Raw genomic sequence first — 19,874 nt, 5'->3', positions numbered from 1 at the left:
GGGGTTGTTCCGTCAGCAATCCGGGATTCTTCGCTTCGCAGACTTCGCTCAGAATGACAAACTTGCTCTCCGATCAAAACCTTAGTGTCATTCTGAGCGCAGGGCTTCCGCAGCGAAGAATCCCGGTCTTCTTCATCATTCTCACGCAGCTAGGCCTCGCAGAATGAGGCAGCTCGCCATGTTTTCGTAGCCCCAAGCCATGCCGCAGCAGAGGCGCGCGCGCTTGACCTGCCGGCATCCGGCGGCACGATCGTAAGTGTGTTTACCCTCGGCCCAGCCGGGGCAGGCGTCGTCGGCGCGATGACGCAGTTGGCGGACGTTCTCGATCACCATCTGCACCCCGTGGGTGTAGCCCTCGGAGAGATGGCCGCCCGAGAGATTGCTCGGCAGTTCGTGATCGATCTGCAGCCGTCCGCCCTTGACGAAATCGCCCGCCTCGCCCGGCCCGCAGAAACCGTTGGCCTCGAGCTGGATCAAAGTCGTGAAGGTGAAGGCGTCGTAGCATGAGACGAAATCGACGTCGCGATGCGCGATGCCGGCCATGCCGAACGCGCGCTTCCATCCGTAGTTGCCGGCGACGTAGTGGAGCACCGGCCGCGAGTAGTTCCACTGCGGATTTTCGGTCATCGTGCGCGCGTAACCGCCCATGATGAAGACCGGCGGATGGCGCAGGTCGTAGGCGCGCTCGCGCGAGGTGACGATGATCGCCGCCGAGACATCGGTCTCCTGGCAGCAATCGAGCAGGCGAAAGGGTTTCACCACCCAGCGCGAGCGCTGATGGTCTTCGATAGTGATCGGCGTGCGATGGCGCGCCTTGGGATTGAGGCTGGCGTGATAGCGATGCGCCACCGCGATTTCCGCAAAGGCCTTGGTCGTACAGCCGGTGTCGCGCAGATAGCGCATCGCGGACATACCGAAGCGCTGCGCGGGCGTCGTCCAGCCCCAGCCCATGTTGAACTGGTCGTCGCCGGCAGCGTTGGCAACCGGGATCGGACCGCCCGGGATCTGACCGCCCATGCGGCGTCCCGAGCGCCCGTTCATCGAGCGAAAGCAGACCATCGTCTCGCAGTAACCGGCTTCGATCAGGCCGATCGCGTGCGCGACCAGCGCTTCGGTGCTTGAACCGCCGCCGAAGATGTCGAGCGAGTAGTTGAGGCGGCAACCCAGCGCGGTCGCGACGTGCGCGGCCGAGGTCGAGTCACCGATCTGGTAGCTGGTCATGCCGTCGATGTCGGAGGGTTTGAGCCCGGCGTCGGCGATCGCCTTGGTCACCGCCTCACACGCCATCGAGAGCGTCGTGCGATTCGACGGCCGCATATGCGGAGTCTCACCGACACCGACGATGCAATACTTGTCAGTCAATGCTCCCATCTATTTTCGATCCTTGGCTGTCGCGTTCGATCCCTGGCCGCCGCGGTTTTCAGGACTATAGGGGACGGCGCCGCCAACTTGAAAGAGGGACGCACCGGAGTCACGCGGCATCGGGGAGATGACGCGTGAACCCTGATCTTTGCCGGGGTCACAATTAACACATTCTTAATACTTTCCTAGCGCGACCGCGCAACTCAGGTCCTAGACTTAGTGGAATAATCTTAAATGGAGAAGAATCAGGATGCGATCGAGCTTCAGGGTTTTGCGCGACCGATCTCTCGTATTGTCTCTGCTGGCGGTGGTCGGCTTGGTCATCGCGGGGTGGGGTTCGGCCGGCGCCGGGATTCAGCTTACCGGTGCGGGCTCGACTTTCGACTATCCGTTCTTCTCGCGCGCCTTCTACAACTACTCGCAGCAGCATGACGGCGTGACGGTCAACTACCAATCGATCGGCAGCGGCGGTGGGATCCAGCAGTTCATCGCCAAAACGATCGATTTCGGCGCCAGCGATGTGCCGATGAATGCCGACGAACTGTCGCATGCGGGCGCGCCGGTTCTGCAGATTCCGGTGACGCTCGGCGGCGCTGCGATTGCGTACAACATTCCCGGAATTCCCAGCGGGCTGCGGCTCACACGCGAAAATATCGCCGAGATCTTTCTCGGCAATATCGTCAACTGGAAAGATCCGGCGATCCAAAAAAACAACTCCGCGCTCAAGCTGCCGGATTTGCCAATCGTGGTGGCCCATCGCTCCGACGGCTCGGGCACCAGCTACATCTTCACCGATTTTCTAAGCGCGGTCTCACCGGCGTGGAAGCAAAAGGTCGGAGTTGGCAAGAGCGTGCAGTGGCCGGTCGGCGTCGGCGGCAAGGGTAATGAGGGAGTCGCCGGTCTCGTCAGCCAGACTCCGGGCGCGATCGGCTATGTTGAGCTGGCGTATGTACTGCAAAATCAGACGACCTACGCGCTGGTGCAAAACAAAGCAGGAAGTTACGTTTATCCCGCGATCGCGACAGTCAAGAGCGCCGCGGCGACCAAGCCGAATGTAAGCGCGACGGATTTCTCGATCGTTGACGCTGCGGGCGCGAACTCATACCCGATTAGCGGTTATTCCTGGGTGATACTCTATCAGAACCCCACCGATCCGGCGCGCGGCGCCGCGCTCAAGGCGCTGATGAACTGGCTCGTCACCACGGGTCAGGCTACCGCGGAGGCGGTTTCGTATGTGCCTCTGCCGGAAAATGTCCAACAGCAGGCGGTTCAAGTCCTCGAGCAGATGAAGACCAGTTAGCTCGTGGCGGGCGCGGTTGTGGATCAGAATAACCTTATGACCGATCCGGCCGGGATCGAGACGGCGACCGCGCAGAGCCGCGCGCGAATGCGGCAGCACGCGGCGGAGTCAGCCGGATGGGGCGGCTACCCGGATCGGCTCGCGGCGAAGCTCTTTGTCAGCGCCATGTATCTCGCGTGCGGAATTTTTCTCGCACTGGTCATCGGCTTGTTCCTCGAGCTGCTGCTCAATTCACTGCCGTCGATTCGGGCATTTGGCCTGAGCTTCCTGTGGTCAAGCAGTTGGGATCCGGTTGCGAGCAAGTTCGGCGCGTTGCCGTTCATCTACGGCACCGTCGTGAGTTCGACTGTTGCGATTGTGCTGGCGGGCGCGATCGGCGTGCTGGCGGCGATCTACCTGGCCGAATTCTCGCCGGACTGGGTCAGCACCCCGCTCGGTTTTTTGATCGAGCTGCTGGCCGCCGTGCCGAGCGTAGTTTACGGTCTGTGGGGACTCTTCGTCCTCGCGCCGATTATCAGAAATATTCTCGGGCCATTTCTGCAGCATGGGCTTGGCTTCCTGCCGCTTTTCACCGGCCCGATTTACGGCGTCGGAATGTTGGCGGCAGTACTGATTCTGGCGCTGATGATCGTGCCGACAGTCGCCGCAATCTCGCGCGACGTAATCGCGGCGGTGCCGCAGACGCAGCGCGAGGCGATGCTCGCGCTGGGCGCCACGCGCTGGGAGGTCATCCGCCGCGTGGTGCTGCCGACGGCGCGCATCGGCATCTTCGGCGCCTGCATCCTGGCCCTGGGGCGGGCGATCGGCGAGACCATCGCAACCACGATGGTGATCGGTAACCGGCCGGTGATCTCGGCCTCGCTGTTTGCGCCCGGCTACACTTTGTCGAGCGTCATCGCGAACGAATTCACCGAAGCTACTACTACAGTTTACCTCAGTGCGCTGGTCGAGCTCGGGCTGCTGCTCTTCATCGTCAGCATGATCGTCAATGGGCTGGCGCGCCTGTTACTCTGGTCAATAGTCAGACCCGCCAAATGACGAATCAGAATCATGAATCAGGCAGGAGCTGATCCGACGCCGGGCGGACGCCGGCGATGGCGTGAGTTGCTGCCCGTCGCGTTAAGCGGATTGTGTGCGGGCGGCGTCGCGACTGTACTGATCCTGATCCTCGGTTACGTGGCCGCGCAGGGCTTCCGCGCGATCTCGATTCCCTTTTTGACGCAGCTTCCACATCCGGTCGGCATCGCCGGCGGTGGCGTCGCGAACGGAATCGTCGGCAGCCTGATTATCGTCGGGCTGGCGGCGCTGATGGCTTTTCCGGTCGGGCTGCTGACCGGAATCTTTCTCGCCACCTATGGCCGCGGACCCGGCGCCAATCTGATTCGCTTCCTGTGCGATGTTCTCGCCAGCATCCCAAGTATCGCGATCGGGCTTTTCGCCTACACTCTGCTGGTCCAGCCGTTCGGCCACTTCTCCGCGATTTCGGCCTCGTTCGCGTTTGCCGTGCTGATGATGCCGCTGATCATCCGGACCACAGAGCAGGCGATGCGCGGCGTGCCCTACGAAGTTCGCGAAGCCGCGCTTGCGCTCGGCGCCAGCGAGTATCACGCCACCCGCCGCTTCGTCCTGCCGGTCGCGTGGCCGGGCGTGATCACCGGCCTGATGCTGGCGCTCGCGCGCATCACCGGTGAGACCGCGCCACTGCTCTTCACCGCATTCGGCAGTCAATTCTGGGAACTCAACCCGGCGAATCCGATGGCCGAACTTTCGCTGCAAATCTTCACCTACGCGATTTCGCCCTACAAGGAGTGGCACGAACAGGCCTGGGGCGGCGCACTGATCCTAATCCTGTCGGTCTTCGCGTTGAGCGCCTATGCGCGGCTGCGCCTGCGGCGCAACATTAGCTACCTGTAGTAGGCGCTATGCTCCCACGGCGCCTCGATAAATCACTGGCGCTCTGCGAATCGCGCTGTCATCGCGATAATTTCGACTTGCGGCGGGCCGCCGCTGATTTCCGCGCGCCCGGCTTCGATCGTCATATCGAGCTCGCTCCGAATCCCGAATCGCTCTGGCAGGTAAATCCCTGGTTCGACCGAAAAGCAGGTGTTTTCGATCAAGCTGCGATGGTCGCGCGTCTCCAGCGAATCAAGGTTAGCGCCGGTGCCGTGGACCTCGCGGCCGATCGAATGGCCGGTGCGATGCACGAACTGCTCGCCGTAACCGGCCGCTTCAATCACATGCCGGGCAGCGCGATCAGCCTCCTCGCCAGTGACCGGAGCGCCCGCAGCGACCCGGCTGCGGACCAAATCGACGGCGGCGTCGCGCGCCTCAGCCACGATTTTGAACGCCGCTCCGAGATGCTCCGGCACGGCGTCGCCGACATAGCCCATCCAGGTGAGATCGCCATAGATACTGTCTGGCGCGGTCTCCTTGGCGAACAAATCGAGTAGGACGAGATCGCCCGGCTTGATCGCGGTGTCGTGCGTCGCGCCTGGACAAAAATGCGGGTTGGCGGCGTGCGCGTTGACCGCGACGATCGGCGCTTCGTCGGTGCGCAGCCCGCGCGCACCGATACGCTCGAGCACGAAGCGCTGCAGGCCGTACTCCGTGCAGGAGCGGTTCTCGCGGACGCACCGTGCGACCTCGCCGAAGGCCTCGTCCACGATTGCGCGCAGATGAAGTGCGGCGCGGCGATGACCCGCAAGCTGCGCGGCCGTCAAAACCGCTTCGAAACGCTGGATCAGATCAGCCGCGCTCACCACCTCGACGCCGGTCGCCCGCACCAGTTCGAGCGTCCCGGCATCGACGCGCGAGACGTAGGGAATGGCGCACATCGGCGAATAGTTCATCGCGATCCGGCGGCATCCTTCGACCAGGCGCGCGAGGCCGCTGATCATCTCGCGCTCCGAGCGATAAACTATCCGCATCCCGACCGGCAGCGCGTCGAGACGATGAGCTTCAACTGCCGAGACCAATGCCCGCGGCAGGGCCGCGGCCGGCACGAAGTAGAACCAGCGCCGGGTGGCCAAGCCGGTCTCGGGCAGACCCAAAATCCGGTAGGCCAGCGGATCGCTCAGGCGGAAATCGTAGAACAGCCAGCCATCGAGGCCGGCCTCGGCGAGCGCGCGCGAAATTTCCTCGAAGCGATCCATCAGAATCTATCCATCAGATCGTGGTTCGCCGAAAACGTTCGCCCCACGCGTGCACGCGGCGGGCCTCGACCCGCACGATCGGATTCTTGTCAGCGCTCAGTGCCATCGTGCGATACTGCGGATATTTGTCGCGCAGATTGCGCAGCGCCAGCAGATATTCGTTGACATCTTCGACGACCGCGGCTTCGCCACTGATCAGCACGTAAGCCAGAAACGCCCATTCTTCCTCGTAATGATCGATGACCAGGGCGACGCGCGGATTCGCGGCGATATTGCGCATCCGCTTGATCCCGACGCCGGCTACGCGCTTGGGCTTTTCGTCGATGACGAAGTAGAAGCGCGAGGTTTCGTCGAACCAGAAGCAGAGCGGGATGTTGTGCGGGGCGCCGCCCGCGTCGGCGGTCGCGAGATGCGCAATCCGCTCGAGCCGCAGGAACTCGCGCACCGCGGGATCGTCGAGCGCCGGTCGCGTCTGCTCTGCCATAACGATCTCAGGATCGGGCAAGTCGGCGAAGGTTTCAACCCGCAGCGGAGGGCATTGCTTTGGTATTGCTCGTCTGATTTGATGCAGCGATTCTTCGAAGGGGGATTTGATGAACAAACCGATTCTCGGCCTCATAGCGATTGCTCTAACGCTTGGACTGGCGCCGGCGCACGCGCAGGACGCCAATTCCGGGCCGACCACCAAAACTCTCACCGCGAAGGTCACCACTGGGGTTTTTCCGGTACCGACTGCCGGTGAGTGCATTGACGCCGGCTTTGCGAGCCGATGTCCGAGCGGCAATTGCGAATGTTTTAGCCTGAGCGGCGTGACGGTCTCAGGCAGTATGGCCGGCAAGGGTACGGCGGACGTTTTCGTCACGGAGGACTTCGGAAACCAAGTTCCGACCACAGGATTGCCGCATCAGTGCAATCCGGAGTATGTCGACGCCGTGCTCACGACGACGCTGAAGAAAACCCCGCTCACCGAAACCGTCAGCCTGCTCACCGTCAGTTGTCATGAACTGAAGACGGGAGGTAAGGCCACCGTCACCGGAGGCTTCGGAATCGAAGCCGGCGCTTCCAACGGGGCCACGGGATGGGGCACGGCTACCGGCACCTTTGACAAGACCACGCAGGTGGAAACGCTGACGCTCAAGGGCTCGATCACTCAGTAGCGACGACTTTCGAGAGCTGCGCAGATCTGAAATCTGCGCAGCTCGGCGCTCAGCGTTCTTCGCCGAAGAGGAAGATCGCGAACGCCAGCATCGAGAAGATCAGGTTGGGCGTCCACGCCGCGACCATCGCCGGGATAATCCCCGAGCGGCCCAGCGACGAGGTCAGCCCGAACGCGAGCCAGTAGCCGAAGCCGATCGCGATCGCAAGTCCGAAACTGCGCCCCAGGCTCAGATTGCGCGGCAGTGGATCGAGGCTCAGAGCAATCCCGAGCGCGACCATGATGAGGCACGCCAAGGGCATCGCGAACTTGAGATCGCGATCGACAATGTAGCCGCCAGGATCGAGACCCTTGAGCCGCAGGTTGTTGATGTAGCGATCCAGCTCCCACAGACTGAACTCTTCGGGGTCAAGCTTGAGCAGGCCAAGGTCGTCAGGCTTGAGCGATTGCCCGAACAGCGCCGTGCTCGCCGCGCTCGTGACTTGACCGCTTTCCGCGACGCGGAAGCTGGTCGGATGGTCCGGCACCCAGCCCTGGCCGTTCCAGGTCGCCGTTGCGGCGTGCTCGATATCGCGCAGAGCATAATCCGGGCCGAGCTGATAGAGCGTTACGCCGCGCAGTTTCAAATGGCGCGCGTCGTAGTGATCGGCGGAAAGAAAGCCGCTGCGATCGCGCACCCAGATGCGCTCATTGGCGAAGACGCCTTTGATCTGCCGCTTCTTGAGCTCGACCTCATAAAGATAGCGCGCCTGACGCGTCGAAAGCGGCACTACCGTTTCGTTCAGGATAAAATTGAAGACGACGACGACGGCCGCGACCACCAGCACCGGCGTGGTCATTTCGAGTCGGCTAATGCCAAGTTGCTGACACGCCAACACCTCTCCGGTGCGGTTCAGCAGCGCAAAACCGAGCAGAACACCGGCCAGACAGGCGACCGGTAGTAGCTGCGAGACGATCAACGGCACCTTGAGCGCAAAGTACTCGAGCCCCAGCAGCCCAAAGCCGCCGTAATGAATTAAATCGTTGAAGCGATCGAAGACGTCACCCAGCAGATAGGCGATGGTAAAGGCGGCGAGGCAGACCAGAAACGGCCCGAAAAACTGCCCGGCCAGAAACCGATCGAGCGTCGGCGAGAGGCGCGGACGCGCACTCACGTCGCCACTTCGCTCCGGCGCTCAAAACGCTCGATAAAATCCCACAGAAAGTCGCCGGCGCCGCGGCCCTGATCGCCGCGATCGCCGGCCGCGCGCCAGAATAGCCACGCCGCCAGGATCGCAAACGCCACGTCGGGAATACTCATCGCGGCGAACGCGCCAAGCTCTCCGCGCTGGGCCAAGGCCTCGCCCGCGCGCATCAGCGAGTAATAGAGGAAGAACAGCGCGATGGCGACCCCGAAGCGCTCCGACTGACCTCCGCGCGCCGGCTTCAATCCCAGCGGAATACCCAACAAGGCAAACAAAATCGTTGTGAAGGGCAGCGTGTACTTGCTCGCGAGTTCGGTCTCGGCGTCGCGATCAGGTTTGCCGGTCGCGCGCGCCGCAGCGATATCGGCGCGCAACTCTCCCAGACTCATCTCCTCGGGATCCTGACCCGCAAGACCCAGCCCCTCCTCCGGATGCACGCTCAGGTCGTAGGTGTGGAAACTGGTCACATGGCTCGTATTCTTGACCGCCTCGACCCCAAACAACGAGCCGTTGAACAGGCGCAAGGTGATCGACTTCGCCGCGGCGTCCGGAATAATCATCCCGGACCGCGCGATGATCGTGCTCTGCTGCTTGGGATCGCGAGCGTCCGAAATCAATACGCCCTTGAGCCCTTCATCACTCGGCGAAATCTCGTCAACATAAACCACCAGACCGGGAAAGTTCCGATTGAAGACCTTTTCCTTGAGCCCGGCGGTCGAGCGCGTCTGCGTCAACTCGAAGAGTTGTTCGCGCAGATGGGAGTTGGCCCAAGGCCGGACCGAGAAGGCGAGCCAGCTCGATACCGCGTACACCACCGCGGCCACGCCCAGAACCGGTAGCGCGAGCCGGTAAAGACTGACTCCGCAGGCGCGCGCCGCGGTCAATTCGCGGTCGCCCGACATCCGTCCGAAGCCCATCAAGACGCCGAGCAGCACCGCCATCGGAAAGGTCAGCTCGAGAAAAGCCGGCATGATGAAGCCGATAAGCCCCAGCACGTCACCCACGGTGACGCCGTGATTAACCACCATCTCGGTGAGTTTCAGCAGGCGGCCGGTGACCAGCGCGAAGGTCAGCAGGAGCACGCCAAGCCCGAACGGCGCGACGACTTCGCTCGCTACGTAACGGTCGATTATCTTGAGCCGCAGCATTACCTCTATCGTACGGCGCTCAGCGCCGTACGATGCATCCTAGCAGGCGCGCCGGCTCAGCGAGAATTTGTGCAGCGCGGTAAGCCCGCGTCTACTCGAGGCGCTGCTGCAGCTCGAGCACGTTACCGTCGGGATCCTGCACCCAGACCTGCTTGCCGACCATCTTCATCTGCTCGGGCGACAGCTTGAGGTCCTTCATCAAGGCCGCGGCGTCAAGATAGGTGATGCCCAGCCCCTCGAGTGTGCGCTTGGTCTCGTCGATGTCATCAACCTGAATCGCGACGTGCGGCCCGGTCGGATCGATGCCGGCGGGCTTCCTCTGGCCGCCGATTAGATGCAGTGCGTTTTCGCCGAGCTGATACCACTCTCCCGGAATATTGATCTTGGGACGCGGGATTTTTTTGAGGCCGACGACGGTCTCGTAGAATTCGCGCGACTTGTCGACGTCAGTAACTTTGAAGGCGATATGATTGACCCGTCCGGTCTTCAGCATCGTAGTTCTCCTTCGGCACGCTGCTCCCCGGTCCTCTCAGCGCGACTCGAGCGCAGCGGCCTCATCTAGCTCTTAGTTCAGTTGCGTGACCTCGGCAAGCTGTTGACGTCCGGGTTTTCGCAACGGCGCGAAGGCGATCGCGTTTGAACGTCAAGCGACTACCGTGCTAGCGATTCCACGACCCTTGGAATTGAATGCTGAGAGATGGAGGGCGATAGATTGAACGGATTGAGGCGAAGCATTATCGCGATCGCTATCGTTGGCCTGCTCGGCGCTCGCGTGGCGCTGGCCGACGACGGCGGCAGCGGCGCGGTCAAGCCCGCCGGGACGACGGCAACGATTGCGCCGGCGGCTGTCGCATCGGCTGCGATCGCGCCCGGCACGGCAATCACGATGGCTAACTGGAGCCAGTACAAGGACCTGATGCCCGAAGGGATGGCGAGGCTCTTCGCCGGCCAAGATCCGCTGAAAATGCCGGCTGATGTCCGCATGGAAATTGGTCCGACGACGCTTCATCCGTTGCCCAAGACCTATCTCGCCGCGACCGAAAAATATGCCGCACAGGTCAAGCTGATCGAGCTCCGCGACGGCGGCCTTTCGCTTCAGAACTATAACGGCGGCATCCCCTTTCCGAACCCGGCCGAGCCGCATAAGGGCTGGAAGACGCTCGCGAATCTCTGGTATCGCTACATTCCCCATCTGGTGGTCGACACCTCCGGCTCCGGCTGCGGCATTGACGGCAGCGGCAACGCCAACTGCCAGGTCTACGTCGGCGTCAAACGCCAGTTGGCCTACAACACCGACGTCAACGCGCCGCCGGAAGCTGCCGGACCCTCGGCCCGCTACTTCACCGAATGGTTCATGACGATCGAGCCTGAGCAGGACAAATACACCGCCTATCTGACCGTCAACTATGCCGACCCGACCAAGCCCGAAGACGAGTTTATCTTCCTGCCCTCGCTGCGTCGCTATCAACCCGTCGCCACCGCCGCGCGATGTTCGGAGAGCGCCGGCCTCGATCAAACCTATGAGGATTTCCACAACGGCCTGGATACCGACCTGACGCAGCTCGATGTCGAATATCTCGGGCAACGGCAGATAATCGCCTTGGTCGACGCGAAGCCGCCCACCGGCGCCTTTCCGGCAGACGTCGCGATGCCGCTCGGCTTCCCAACACCGTCATGGGGAAACTGGCAACTGCGCCTCGTCGACGTCCTTGCAGTCAAGAAAGTTCCCGCCAAGGCCTCAGGCTACTGCTATGGCAAGCGGGTGATCTACGCCGACAGTCATTTCAGCTCCCCGCTATGGGAAGAGCTATACGACACAGATCTGAAGCTCTGGAAGGTCGCGGGGATTTTTCCGATCGAGGCGCAGGTCCCGGGGGTCGGTCCGATCAATACGGGAGCTTTGGATGTCGAGGCCTGGTGGGACCTTCAGCACAAGCATTCCACCTTTGCGAGCGAACCGTATCAGGGCCATCCCTATTACATCAATGAAGAGGCCCCCAAGGAGTACAACGACGACGCTCGCTATACGACGGCAGCCGGACTGAACCTGATTATGCGCTAGGCCTCTGGTCTCTTAGGGCCGCCGTCTGTAGTCATTTCTAGCTCTGACCAAAATTTGATTGACTTTAATCCTCTAAACTGACAAAAAGGAACACACTGTGGTCAAGTAAGCCTTTTATCGTTCAGTAATCTCGAGGTTGTGTGGTTGCGCGCGGCAAATTCGCCCTTGTCCTGCTCAGCGCAACCATGGCTCTGGCGCGGTCCAGCGCCGCACAGCCTACTAGTCTCTATCTAACAGATGCTCCCACTTGGTTACACTACTTTTGTGACGGTTCGGAACCCGACCCTGACGGCTCGCTCACCGTACAGGGCGCGCACTGCTATCAAAATTTGACGGTTCCGGCCAGCGCGACCCTGAGCGTCAGCGCAGTGACATCCAAGTCGGGCGTCCCGCAGGATGTACCCGTGGGAGCGTTCTTCGCCTTCGTGAGTGGCGCCTGCACGATCGCAGGCACAATTAACTCGAACGCAATTAATCCGTTAGAGGGTAATGGCGGCGGGTCCGGGGGCGGGGGTGGAGGCTCGCCGAGCGATTCCGGCAACGTAGGCGCGGACGGGACCCTTATGGGCAGCGCGAGTAGTGTGCGCGCGGCGGGGGGCGGAGCCGGTGGTGGGGCTGGCAACAGCGGCGCCAACGGGACTGGGCCGAGCGTGGGGACGCAGATATTCGTGGTCGGTGACGCCTTAGCGCTGGGCGAGTTTGGCGGCTCTACTGGTGGCCCAGGCGGCGGCAAGCCATCGGCCGCTGCTGGGCTGGGTGCCGGAGGCGTCGCGCTTATCTGTGGTTCGCTCAGCTTTACCGGGGTGATCAGCGCGAACGGCGGGAGCGGAGCAGCCGGCAGCGGCACGGGTGGCGGCGGAGGCGGTGGCGGTGGTGGAGTCGTGCTAACGGTCTCACCCAACTATCTGGCCAATAGCGGAACGATCGCGGTCAATGGTGGTAGTGGCGGCCTCGGCGCCGGCGGCGCGGGCAATGGCGGCAGCGGCGGCAATGGCTGGTTCAAACAGTTTGTCCTTCAATAACCCTGGCTCGATAGCCGCGTCGCGATGCCGCAAAGCAAACCGGTTCGCGGCAAAAGCGCGTTTGGTCAAGACCTGCGATCGGAAATCGTTCCTCGGACTTCTCACGCTCATCCTGCTCCTTATCGCGGTGCGCCGGGCGGTGGCGCAGACTTCGCTTTTCCTCACCGACGCGCCGCTCTGGACCCATTATCTGTGCGACAGTTCCGAGCCAGACCCCAACGGCTCGGCCTCATTGCAAGGGCTGCATTGCTACCCGAGCCTGACGGTGCCGGGCGGCGCGACCCTCACAGTGACCAATCTTTTAAGCGCAGCTGGGGCGCCACAGAATTCGCCGCGCGGTGCGCTGCTGGCCTTCGTCAATGGTCCGTGCAGTGTGCTCGGGACGATCAATGCGACGGCGAGCAATACCGGCTACAGCAACGGCGGTGGTTCGGGCGGCGGCGGGGGCGGTGCCGCCGCAAATGCCGGGCAGGTGGGACTGTTCTCGGCAGTTTTCGGCAATGGCGCTTTTGTGACCACGGCGGCGGGCGGCCTCGGCGGCAAGGCTGAGCTGAGCGGGGCGGCAGGCAGCAGCCCGACGCTTTCGTCGCAGAAGTGGATTTGGAACACCGGGCTCGCCCTCGGCGTGCCGGGCGGAAGCTCGGGTGGTGCGGGCGGTATTGGCCAGGGTGTAGCGGCGGGTGGCGGCGCCGGCGGTGGTGCGGTGGTGCTGGTCTGCGCGACGATCGATTTCGAGGGCACGATCAACGTTAACGGCGGCGCCGGCGCGACCGGTTCGCAAGGTGGCGGCGGTGGCGGCGGTGGCGGCGGCGGCCTCGTGATGATGGCTGCGCCCAGCTACACCGCCAACAGCGGGACGGTGAATCTCGATGGTGGCGCGGGCGGCGCGGGCGATAGCGGCGCGGGCGCTGGCGGCGGTGGCGGTAATGGTTGGTTCAAGCAGTTCACTCTGAATTGAAATGCGACGAGAGCGGGCAGCTTAAATGCGCGGGTCGCAATCACGCAGATGGGCGCATGTCAGAGCGCGGCTGTGGTTGCTCGCCGCAGTATTTGCAGTATTTACAGGATTTGCGCTGGCCGCGCCGGCCGCCGCGCAGACGCAAACGCTTTCGTTGCTGGATGGGCCGCCGTGGCTGCATTATTTTTGCGACGGCGAGGAGCCCGACCCGAATCCGAGCCACAACATCGCGGTTCAAGGCGCGCACTGCTACTCGAGTCTAACCGTCCAAAGCGGCGTGACTGTGCAGGTGACCAACTTCACCGCCAATAAGGTCTTGTCGCCGAATCTGCCACGTGGCGAATGGCTCGCCTACGTCAATGGGCCGTGTGAGATTGTCGGCACGATCTTTGCTGCGAACAGCAACTTTGGCGTCTTTGGTTACGCTGACGGCGGCGGCTCGGGCGGCGGCGGCGGCGGCGCGGCGCCGGGTGGGATGCCTGGTCTCAATGGGCTTACTGGCAATGCTTTCGGCGCCGACAATACCTTCGCCACCGGACCGTTCAACACGAACCCCGACTACAATCAATTGCACGTGACGGTCGGCGGGCTTGGCGGCGCAGTCGGACAGAGCGGCACCGCCGGCAGCGTCGCCACGGCTGCCTCGCAGAGGTGGATCTCGATGACTGCTGACCAACTCGTGCTGGGTGGCTCCGCCGGCGGCGCGGGCGGCAACGGCACTAATACGGGCCCCGCAGGCGGCGGAGGTGGCGGAGGGGTAGTCCTGATTTGCGCCGATTCGATCAACCTTACCGGTACGATCGACGTGAGCGGGGGCCCCGGTTCGAACGCGCGGCCGGGGGCGATCTATGCCGGCGGCTCCGGTGGCGGCGGTGGCGGCGTGGTCCTGGTCGCGACCCCCAAATACCTCGCGCATGCCGGCGCCATCCTGCTACACGGCGGCGCGGGCGGAAATAGTAGATCCGGCGCCGGAGGCGGGGGCAGCGGCGGTGCGGGCTGGTTCAAGCAGTTCACTTTGAGTGAGGCGACACCCACGCCAACGCTGACACCCACACCGACGCCCACCCCGACGGCGACTCCAACGCGCACGCCCACTCCGACGGCGACCCCGACGCGGACACCCACGCCGACGCGCACACCCACACCCACAGTGACCCCTACGCGGACCGCGACGCCGACCCCATTTCCGACGTCGGTGATCACGCTAACGCCCAACCCGATCGCGTTCGGGACGGTCAAGCAAGGTTTTATCAAGACGATAACGCTCGGGGTCGACGATGCGTCCTCAAATGTCTCGCTCAATATCGAGAGCATTGCGTCTTCCGGCCCGCCATTCTCCGCGGCGAGTCAGTGTCCCGCGTCGCTCCCGCCACTGACCTCTTGTAATGTCTCGGTGACCTTTGCGCCGATCAGCACAGGCGCGCAGTCCGGCACCGTGACGTTCACCGACAACGCTTCGGGAAGTCCGCAGATCGTCAACTTGACGGGTACCGGCAACTAGCCGACAAACTCGCGGATGACACCGCGCGGGGGCCGGAGGTCGCGAGTCTGAGCGTCTCGACCGGACAACGGATCCCGCCGTCCACCCGAATTGACAGCGCCCGCATCGGGCGGTTACGCTTACGCGAGGCAGAGCGCAGCAGTATCAGGCAGGCGAGTCTGCGAGCTGCGTTAACAGTAAAAAGTGCACTCGCGCTTACGTCGTTCGGGAACATATAAGATCACAAGGATTCGGTGTCGGTAATCGCCGTCATCCCGGCCCGCTATGGCTCGTCGCGTTTGCCGGGTAAGGCGCTGGCGGAGGTCGGCGGCGTCCCGATGGTGGTGCGGGTGTGGCGGCAGGCGGTCCAGGCGCGGAGCTTGACGCATACGCTAGTGGCGACCGATGACGAGCGGATCGCGCGGGTCGTGCGCGAGGCCGGCGGCGTTGCCGAGATGACCTCGGACGCGCATCCGAGCGGCACCGATCGGATCGCGGAGATCGCGCGGCGGATCCCCGCCGACATCTATCTGAACGTGCAGGGCGACTTGCCCTTTATTGCGCCTGATGATCTCGACGCGCTGGCAGCACCGATAATCGCCGATGCGTCGATTCCGATGGGGACGCTGGCGACGCCGATCGTGGACGATGAGGAGTGGCGCAATCCGAATGTGGTCAAGGTCGTCTGCGATGCGCGCGGCGACGCGCTCTATTTCTCGCGCAGCCCGATGCCATTTTGGCGCGACCACACCGGCGTACCGAAATCCGCGCTGCGCCATATTGGGGTCTATGCGTACCGGCGCGATTTTCTGCTGGAGTTCGCGGCGTGGCCGCCGGGGCGGCTCGAACAGATCGAAAAGCTCGAGCAGTTGCGCGCGCTGGAGCGGGGCTATCGGATTAGCGTCGTGCGCTCGGTCGCGCCCTCGCTCGAAGTCGATACGCCGGATGATTTGAGACGCGCGAACTCCTTGCAGGCGTGAAGCAGTAGAAGAGTGAAACGGTAAAAAGGGGGGAAGTAGTCGTATGGAACGGGGCAAGACGAAATTTATTTTTGTGACCGGCGGCGTGGTCTCATCACTGGGCAAGGGGCTGGCGGCGGCCTCGCTGGGCGCGTTGCTCGAAGCGCGCGGCCTCAAGGTCACGATGCTCAAGATGGACCCGTACATCAACGTCGACCCCGGTACGATGTCGCCGCTGCAGCACGGCGAGGTCTTCGTCACCGACGACGGCGCCGAGACGGATCTCGATCTCGGCCATTACGAGCGCTTCGTGCACACCACGATGGGCCGGCGCAACAACTGCACCACCGGCCAGATTTACGACACGGTGATCCAGCGCGAACGCCGCGGCGATTATCTGGGCGCGACGGTGCAGGTGATTCCGCATATCACCGACGAGATCAAGCGGCGCATCCTGCTGGCCGCCGAAGGCCACGATCTGTGTATCGTCGAGGTCGGGGGCACGGTCGGCGATATCGAGAGCCTGCCGTTTCTCGAAGCGATTCGCGAGTTTCGCTGGGACCTCGGCCGCGAGAACGTACTCTACGTGCATCTGACGCTGGTGCCCTTCATCCCGGCCGCCGGTGAGCTCAAGACTAAGCCCACACAGCACAGCGTCAAGGAGCTGACGGGACTCGGCATCCAGCCCGACATCCTGCTCTGCCGCTGTGATCGGCCGCTGGAAAAAAAGTTTCGCGCCAAGATCGCGCACTTCTGCAACGTCGAGGAGAACTGCGTGATCGCCGCCGAGGACGTCAATTCAATCTACGAAGTGCTCTTGCGCTTCCACGAAGAAGAACTCGACCAACGTGTCGTCGAAAAGCTCAATATCTGGACTGGCGAGCCGAATCTCGCGAAATGGCGGCGCGTGGTGAAGACCGCGCAGAATCCCAAGACTGCCGTTAATATCGCGGTGGTCGGCAAATATGTGAACCTGGTCGATTCCTACAAGAGCCTGCACGAGGCGATCGCCCATGGCGGGATTGCCAACGAGGCGCGCGTCTCGATCGATTACGTCGAGGCGGAAGAGCTCGAAAAAGGGAATCCGTCAGAGCGGCTCGCCAACGCCGACGGGATCATCGTGCCGGGCGGCTTCGGCGATCGCGGGATTGAAGGCAAGATTCGCGCGGTGCGCTTCGCGCGCGAAAGCGGCGTGCCGATCCTGGGCATCTGCCTTGGGCTCCAGATGATGGTGATCGAGTATGCGCGCAACGTGCTGGGGCTCAAGCAGGCGAACACCCGCGAAGTCGATCCGCGCACGCCCGATGCAGTGATCGATATGCTCGAGGCCCAGCGCGAGGTGGACAAGAAGGGCGGCACGATGCGCCTCGGCGCCTACCCCTGCGAGCTGCGCACGGGCTCGCTCGCCGCCGGCCTCTACCGCCGGAGCCGGATTTCGGAGCGCCATCGCCATCGCTTCGAGGTCAACAACGTCTATCGCGCCGCGCTGGAAAAAGCTGGCCTCAAGGCGACGGGGACTTCGCCCGATGGCGCGCTGGTGGAAATCATGGAGTTGCCGGGCCATCCGTGGTTCCTCGGCTGCCAGTTCCATCCGGAGCTCAAGTCGCGGCCGCTCGAATGCCATCCGCTGTTTCGCGGCCTGATTAAGGCGGCGCTCGCCCGCAAGGCCGCACGCACGCCTGATCGATCCAAGGTGCGCGCGCTGCGCAGCGCGTCGTGATCGAGATTAACGCGGGTGGCGTGATCTTCGGCGGCCGCGAACTCGCCGTAATCGCCGGGCCCTGCGTGATCGAGAGCGCCGAGTCGGCCCTGCGTCATGCGGAACGACTAGGCCGGATCGCGCGCGATACCGGCGTCGCGATCGTGTTCAAATCCTCGTTCGACAAGGCGAATCGCACGAGTCACGCAGCGTTTCGCGGACCCGGTCTGGATAAAGGGTTGCGCATCCTCGAACGGGTGAAAGGCGCCACCGGCCTGGCGATCCTCACCGACGTTCACGAGCCGAACCAGGCGGAAGCGGCTGCTCGCGTCGTCGATATTCTGCAGATTCCGGCGCTGCTCTCGCGTCAGACCGATCTGGTCGCGGCGGCGGCCAAAACCGGCGCCGTGGTGAATCTCAAGAAGGGCCAGTTCCTCGCGCCATGGGACATGAAGGCGGTCGTCGGCAAGGCGGAAAACTGCGGTAACCGACGGATCCTCGTGACCGAGCGGGGTTTTTCATTCGGCTACAACAACCTGGTCTCCGATATGCGCTCGCTGGTGGTGATGCGCAGCTTCGGCTATCCGGTGGTTTTCGATGCGACCCACTCGGTGCAACTGCCCGGGGGCGGGGCCGGTGGTGAGCGCTCGGGGGGGCAACGCGAGTTCATCGCACCGTTGGCGCGGGCGGCGGTGGCGGCGGGCGCTGACGCGATTTTCATGGAAGTACACGAAGATCCGGATCGCGCGCTCAGCGACGGACCCAACTCCTACCCGCTCGCGCTTGTGCCAAAGCTGCTCGATGGGTTGCGCCGTCTGCGCGAAGTGACGCTCGAGGCCGCCGATCCCGCCTAATCATTTCAAATAAGAAATACTAAGCTCGAAGGTCCGCAGCGCGGTTTTGAACGGACTTCGAAGCAACGTTGAGCGAGGCTAACTGTGTCGTTTGAGTACACCCTTCTGGATTCATTTGAACTGAACGGTCGTTGGGGTCTTCCCGATTGGAAAAATGATCTGTATGTACCCGGCCATCTCCAGTTCGACCCGGAAAACGGCACCAGACTGGAAATAAATGGCCTGCTAGACGAGTTGAAGAGTGGCCCCTTCGCTTTGCCTCCGCACAAAGAAGTGATCCACGGCGTTGCAAGCGATGGCACGAAAGTGACGCTTTTGAAATGTACACCCTCCGGAATGAGCCTTTTCTCTGCGAATCCTTCTTCTCGATACCACGCCCTTTGGACGATTGTCGGGGAACATCTAACAACATTTAAGGACGCGCGCTATACGACGGTATCGGTTAATTTCCACAACCTCGAGGAGTCATCAGTCTGCAAGGATTCCAACAGACCTCGGGTATCTCGATCGAATACAGATTTCCTGAACCTCTCGCGATGCAACTTGATGATGTTGCTGTGAAGGCGGAATTGTCTGCTCAGACTAGCGGCGATGCTTTTCACGAGCGACAAATCCTACAGCACGCATGGCTGACTCTCACCCCGGATAAGGAAACCCATTTTGAAAGCATACTGACCGCCCCATTGGCCTCGCTTCATCAACTTATGTGTCTAGCGCTCGGTCGTCGCGTGCCATGCGTCAGGCTTGACGTTCAGACTCCCCGAACCGCCGTGATGAATATAGCCGGAGGAAGGCCCTTTTTGCCCGCCTCGAAAATTTTCTTCAGCCAAAAGCGAGTGCTACCGCTTCCGGACCGCGAGCATCCAATGAGTTTCCTCTTTACTCTCACTGGTGCAGGGGATCTTCGCAAGTCTGTGAGCCAGTGGCACTTGGGATTCAACGCCTTTCGGTCTTCTCTCGATTTCTATTTTTCGTTAGACACGGAGTCTGACAGCAACGTGGCGACCGAGCATCACTTCTTGAGCTCTATCAACGCATTCGAGAGCTATCATAGGGCAGTTGGGAAAAAACAGTTCGATCTACCAGAGGCGGACCATCAATTGCGGCTGGTGCAGGCGCTGGAGAGGACTCCGCCGGAACACCGCGAATGGCTCAAAGCCAAGTTGGAATATAGTAACGAAGTAAGCATGAGGTCTCGGCTTAAACAGCTGTATGATGAACAACCCGACAGCGTCGCGAGGCTCCTCGGCAACAAGAGTCAGTTCGTTGGAACGATAATAAATACTCGGAACTACCTCATTCATCATTCACCCGCGCTGGAATCAGCAGCGCTGACGGGCTTGCCACTTTGGCTCGCGACCAGAAAATTGCGGCTCGCGATACAAATATGTTTCCTCAGGCAAATGGGCCTTTCGGACGATGCCATTTCGGAGATGATCCCAAGAAGTCGGGACTATCGTGTCCTCCGGTTTTACAGCTAGGAGACAAACTCTCCTAAATGAGCAACAGCGAACCAGTAATCGGGCCGCCAGCGAGAT

19 protein-coding genes are annotated in these 19,874 nt (G+C 62.2%); 13 read left to right on the top strand and 6 right to left on the bottom strand.

Annotated features, from left to right (window positions below):
* Window positions 1–141: 141 nt before the first annotated feature.
* Window positions 142–1,371, bottom strand: coding sequence for a hypothetical protein (locus VKS22_12850; protein ID HLW71498.1), 1,230 nt, complete (start codon window positions 1,369–1,371; stop codon window positions 142–144).
* A gap of 283 nt (window positions 1,372–1,654) precedes the next feature.
* Here VKS22_12850 and pstS point away from each other — a divergent pair, with 283 nt between their 5' ends.
* Genes pstS through pstA form a run of 3 tightly spaced genes read left to right on the top strand, consistent with a single transcriptional unit; the run spans window position 1,655 to window position 4,576 of the window.
* Window positions 1,655–2,662 (top strand): phosphate ABC transporter substrate-binding protein PstS, encoded by a 1,008-nt coding sequence (pstS, locus tag VKS22_12845; GenBank protein HLW71497.1) that lies wholly within the window; start codon window positions 1,655–1,657, stop codon window positions 2,660–2,662.
* Window positions 2,663–2,680: 18 nt separating this feature from the next.
* Window positions 2,681–3,700, top strand: a complete 1,020-nt coding sequence (pstC, locus tag VKS22_12840) for a phosphate ABC transporter permease subunit PstC (protein HLW71496.1) — start codon at window positions 2,681–2,683, stop codon at window positions 3,698–3,700.
* Window positions 3,701–3,712: 12 nt separating this feature from the next.
* Window positions 3,713–4,576 carry a phosphate ABC transporter permease PstA gene (gene pstA / locus VKS22_12835; protein ID HLW71495.1) on the top strand — a complete coding sequence of 288 codons (864 nt, stop codon included), beginning with the start codon at window positions 3,713–3,715 and terminating at the stop codon, window positions 4,574–4,576.
* A 32-nt stretch (window positions 4,577–4,608) separates the two neighbouring features.
* Here the strand turns inward: pstA and VKS22_12830 are convergent, their stop codons facing one another.
* Window positions 4,609–5,814 carry a M24 family metallopeptidase gene (locus VKS22_12830; protein HLW71494.1) on the bottom strand — a complete coding sequence of 402 codons (1,206 nt, stop codon included), beginning with the start codon at window positions 5,812–5,814 and terminating at the stop codon, window positions 4,609–4,611.
* Window positions 5,815–5,827: 13 nt separating this feature from the next.
* Window positions 5,828–6,298, bottom strand: coding sequence for a pyridoxamine 5'-phosphate oxidase family protein (locus tag VKS22_12825; GenBank protein ID HLW71493.1), 471 nt, complete (start codon window positions 6,296–6,298; stop codon window positions 5,828–5,830).
* A 109-nt stretch (window positions 6,299–6,407) separates the two neighbouring features.
* On the opposite strand from VKS22_12825, the gene VKS22_12820 reads away from it, so the two are divergent.
* The gene (locus VKS22_12820; GenBank protein HLW71492.1) at window positions 6,408–6,971 is read left to right on the top strand and encodes a hypothetical protein; all 564 of its coding nucleotides are present in this window, start codon (window positions 6,408–6,410) and stop codon (window positions 6,969–6,971) included.
* Between the two features lie 49 nt (window positions 6,972–7,020).
* Here VKS22_12820 and lptG read toward each other — a convergent pair whose 3' ends face one another.
* The 3 genes from lptG to VKS22_12805 form a co-directional block, all read right to left on the bottom strand.
* A complete protein-coding gene (gene lptG, locus VKS22_12815) occupies window positions 7,021–8,124 on the bottom strand; it encodes an LPS export ABC transporter permease LptG (GenBank protein HLW71491.1) in 1,104 nt (367 codons plus the stop codon).
* On the bottom strand, window positions 8,121–9,302 hold the full coding sequence (gene lptF, locus VKS22_12810) for an LPS export ABC transporter permease LptF (GenBank protein ID HLW71490.1): 1,182 nt from the start codon (window positions 9,300–9,302) through the stop codon (window positions 8,121–8,123). The genes lptG and lptF overlap by 4 nt, the downstream gene beginning before the upstream one ends.
* 91 nt (window positions 9,303–9,393) lie before the next feature.
* Window positions 9,394–9,795: a VOC family protein gene (locus VKS22_12805; protein HLW71489.1), complete on the bottom strand. Its 402-nt coding sequence runs from the start codon at window positions 9,793–9,795 to the stop codon at window positions 9,394–9,396.
* A gap of 219 nt (window positions 9,796–10,014) precedes the next feature.
* Here VKS22_12805 and VKS22_12800 point away from each other — a divergent pair, with 219 nt between their 5' ends.
* From VKS22_12800 to VKS22_12760, 9 genes are all read left to right on the top strand, one after another.
* Window positions 10,015–11,364 (top strand): DUF1329 domain-containing protein, encoded by a 1,350-nt coding sequence (locus VKS22_12800; GenBank protein HLW71488.1) that lies wholly within the window; start codon window positions 10,015–10,017, stop codon window positions 11,362–11,364.
* 368 nt (window positions 11,365–11,732) lie between these two features.
* On the top strand, window positions 11,733–12,386 hold the full coding sequence (locus VKS22_12795) for a hypothetical protein (protein HLW71487.1): 654 nt from the start codon (window positions 11,733–11,735) through the stop codon (window positions 12,384–12,386).
* 61 nt (window positions 12,387–12,447) lie between these two features.
* Entirely contained in the window at window positions 12,448–13,344 is an 897-nt protein-coding gene (locus tag VKS22_12790; GenBank protein ID HLW71486.1) for a hypothetical protein, read from the top strand.
* Window positions 13,345–13,420: 76 nt separating this feature from the next.
* Entirely contained in the window at window positions 13,421–14,845 is a 1,425-nt protein-coding gene (locus VKS22_12785) for a hypothetical protein (GenBank protein HLW71485.1), read from the top strand.
* Window positions 14,846–15,078: 233 nt separating this feature from the next.
* Window positions 15,079–15,804, top strand: coding sequence for a 3-deoxy-manno-octulosonate cytidylyltransferase (kdsB, locus tag VKS22_12780; GenBank protein HLW71484.1), 726 nt, complete (start codon window positions 15,079–15,081; stop codon window positions 15,802–15,804).
* Window positions 15,805–15,847: 43 nt separating this feature from the next.
* Window positions 15,848–17,503 (top strand): CTP synthase, encoded by a 1,656-nt coding sequence (locus VKS22_12775; GenBank protein ID HLW71483.1) that lies wholly within the window; start codon window positions 15,848–15,850, stop codon window positions 17,501–17,503.
* The gene (kdsA, locus tag VKS22_12770) at window positions 17,500–18,336 is read left to right on the top strand and encodes a 3-deoxy-8-phosphooctulonate synthase (GenBank protein HLW71482.1); all 837 of its coding nucleotides are present in this window, start codon (window positions 17,500–17,502) and stop codon (window positions 18,334–18,336) included. Before VKS22_12775 ends, kdsA begins: the two co-directional genes overlap by 4 nt.
* Before the next feature lie 84 nt (window positions 18,337–18,420).
* On the top strand, window positions 18,421–18,897 hold the full coding sequence (locus VKS22_12765) for a hypothetical protein (protein ID HLW71481.1): 477 nt from the start codon (window positions 18,421–18,423) through the stop codon (window positions 18,895–18,897).
* Entirely contained in the window at window positions 18,873–19,817 is a 945-nt protein-coding gene (locus VKS22_12760) for a HEPN domain-containing protein (protein ID HLW71480.1), read from the top strand. The genes VKS22_12765 and VKS22_12760 overlap by 25 nt, the downstream gene beginning before the upstream one ends.
* Window positions 19,818–19,874 lie beyond the last annotated feature (57 nt).

It is taken from the genome of Candidatus Binataceae bacterium (genome assembly GCA_035308025.1).
Lineage (GTDB): Bacteria > Desulfobacterota > Binatia > Binatales > Binataceae > JAJPHI01.
This window is presented reverse-complemented; position numbering and strand designations above follow the sequence as displayed.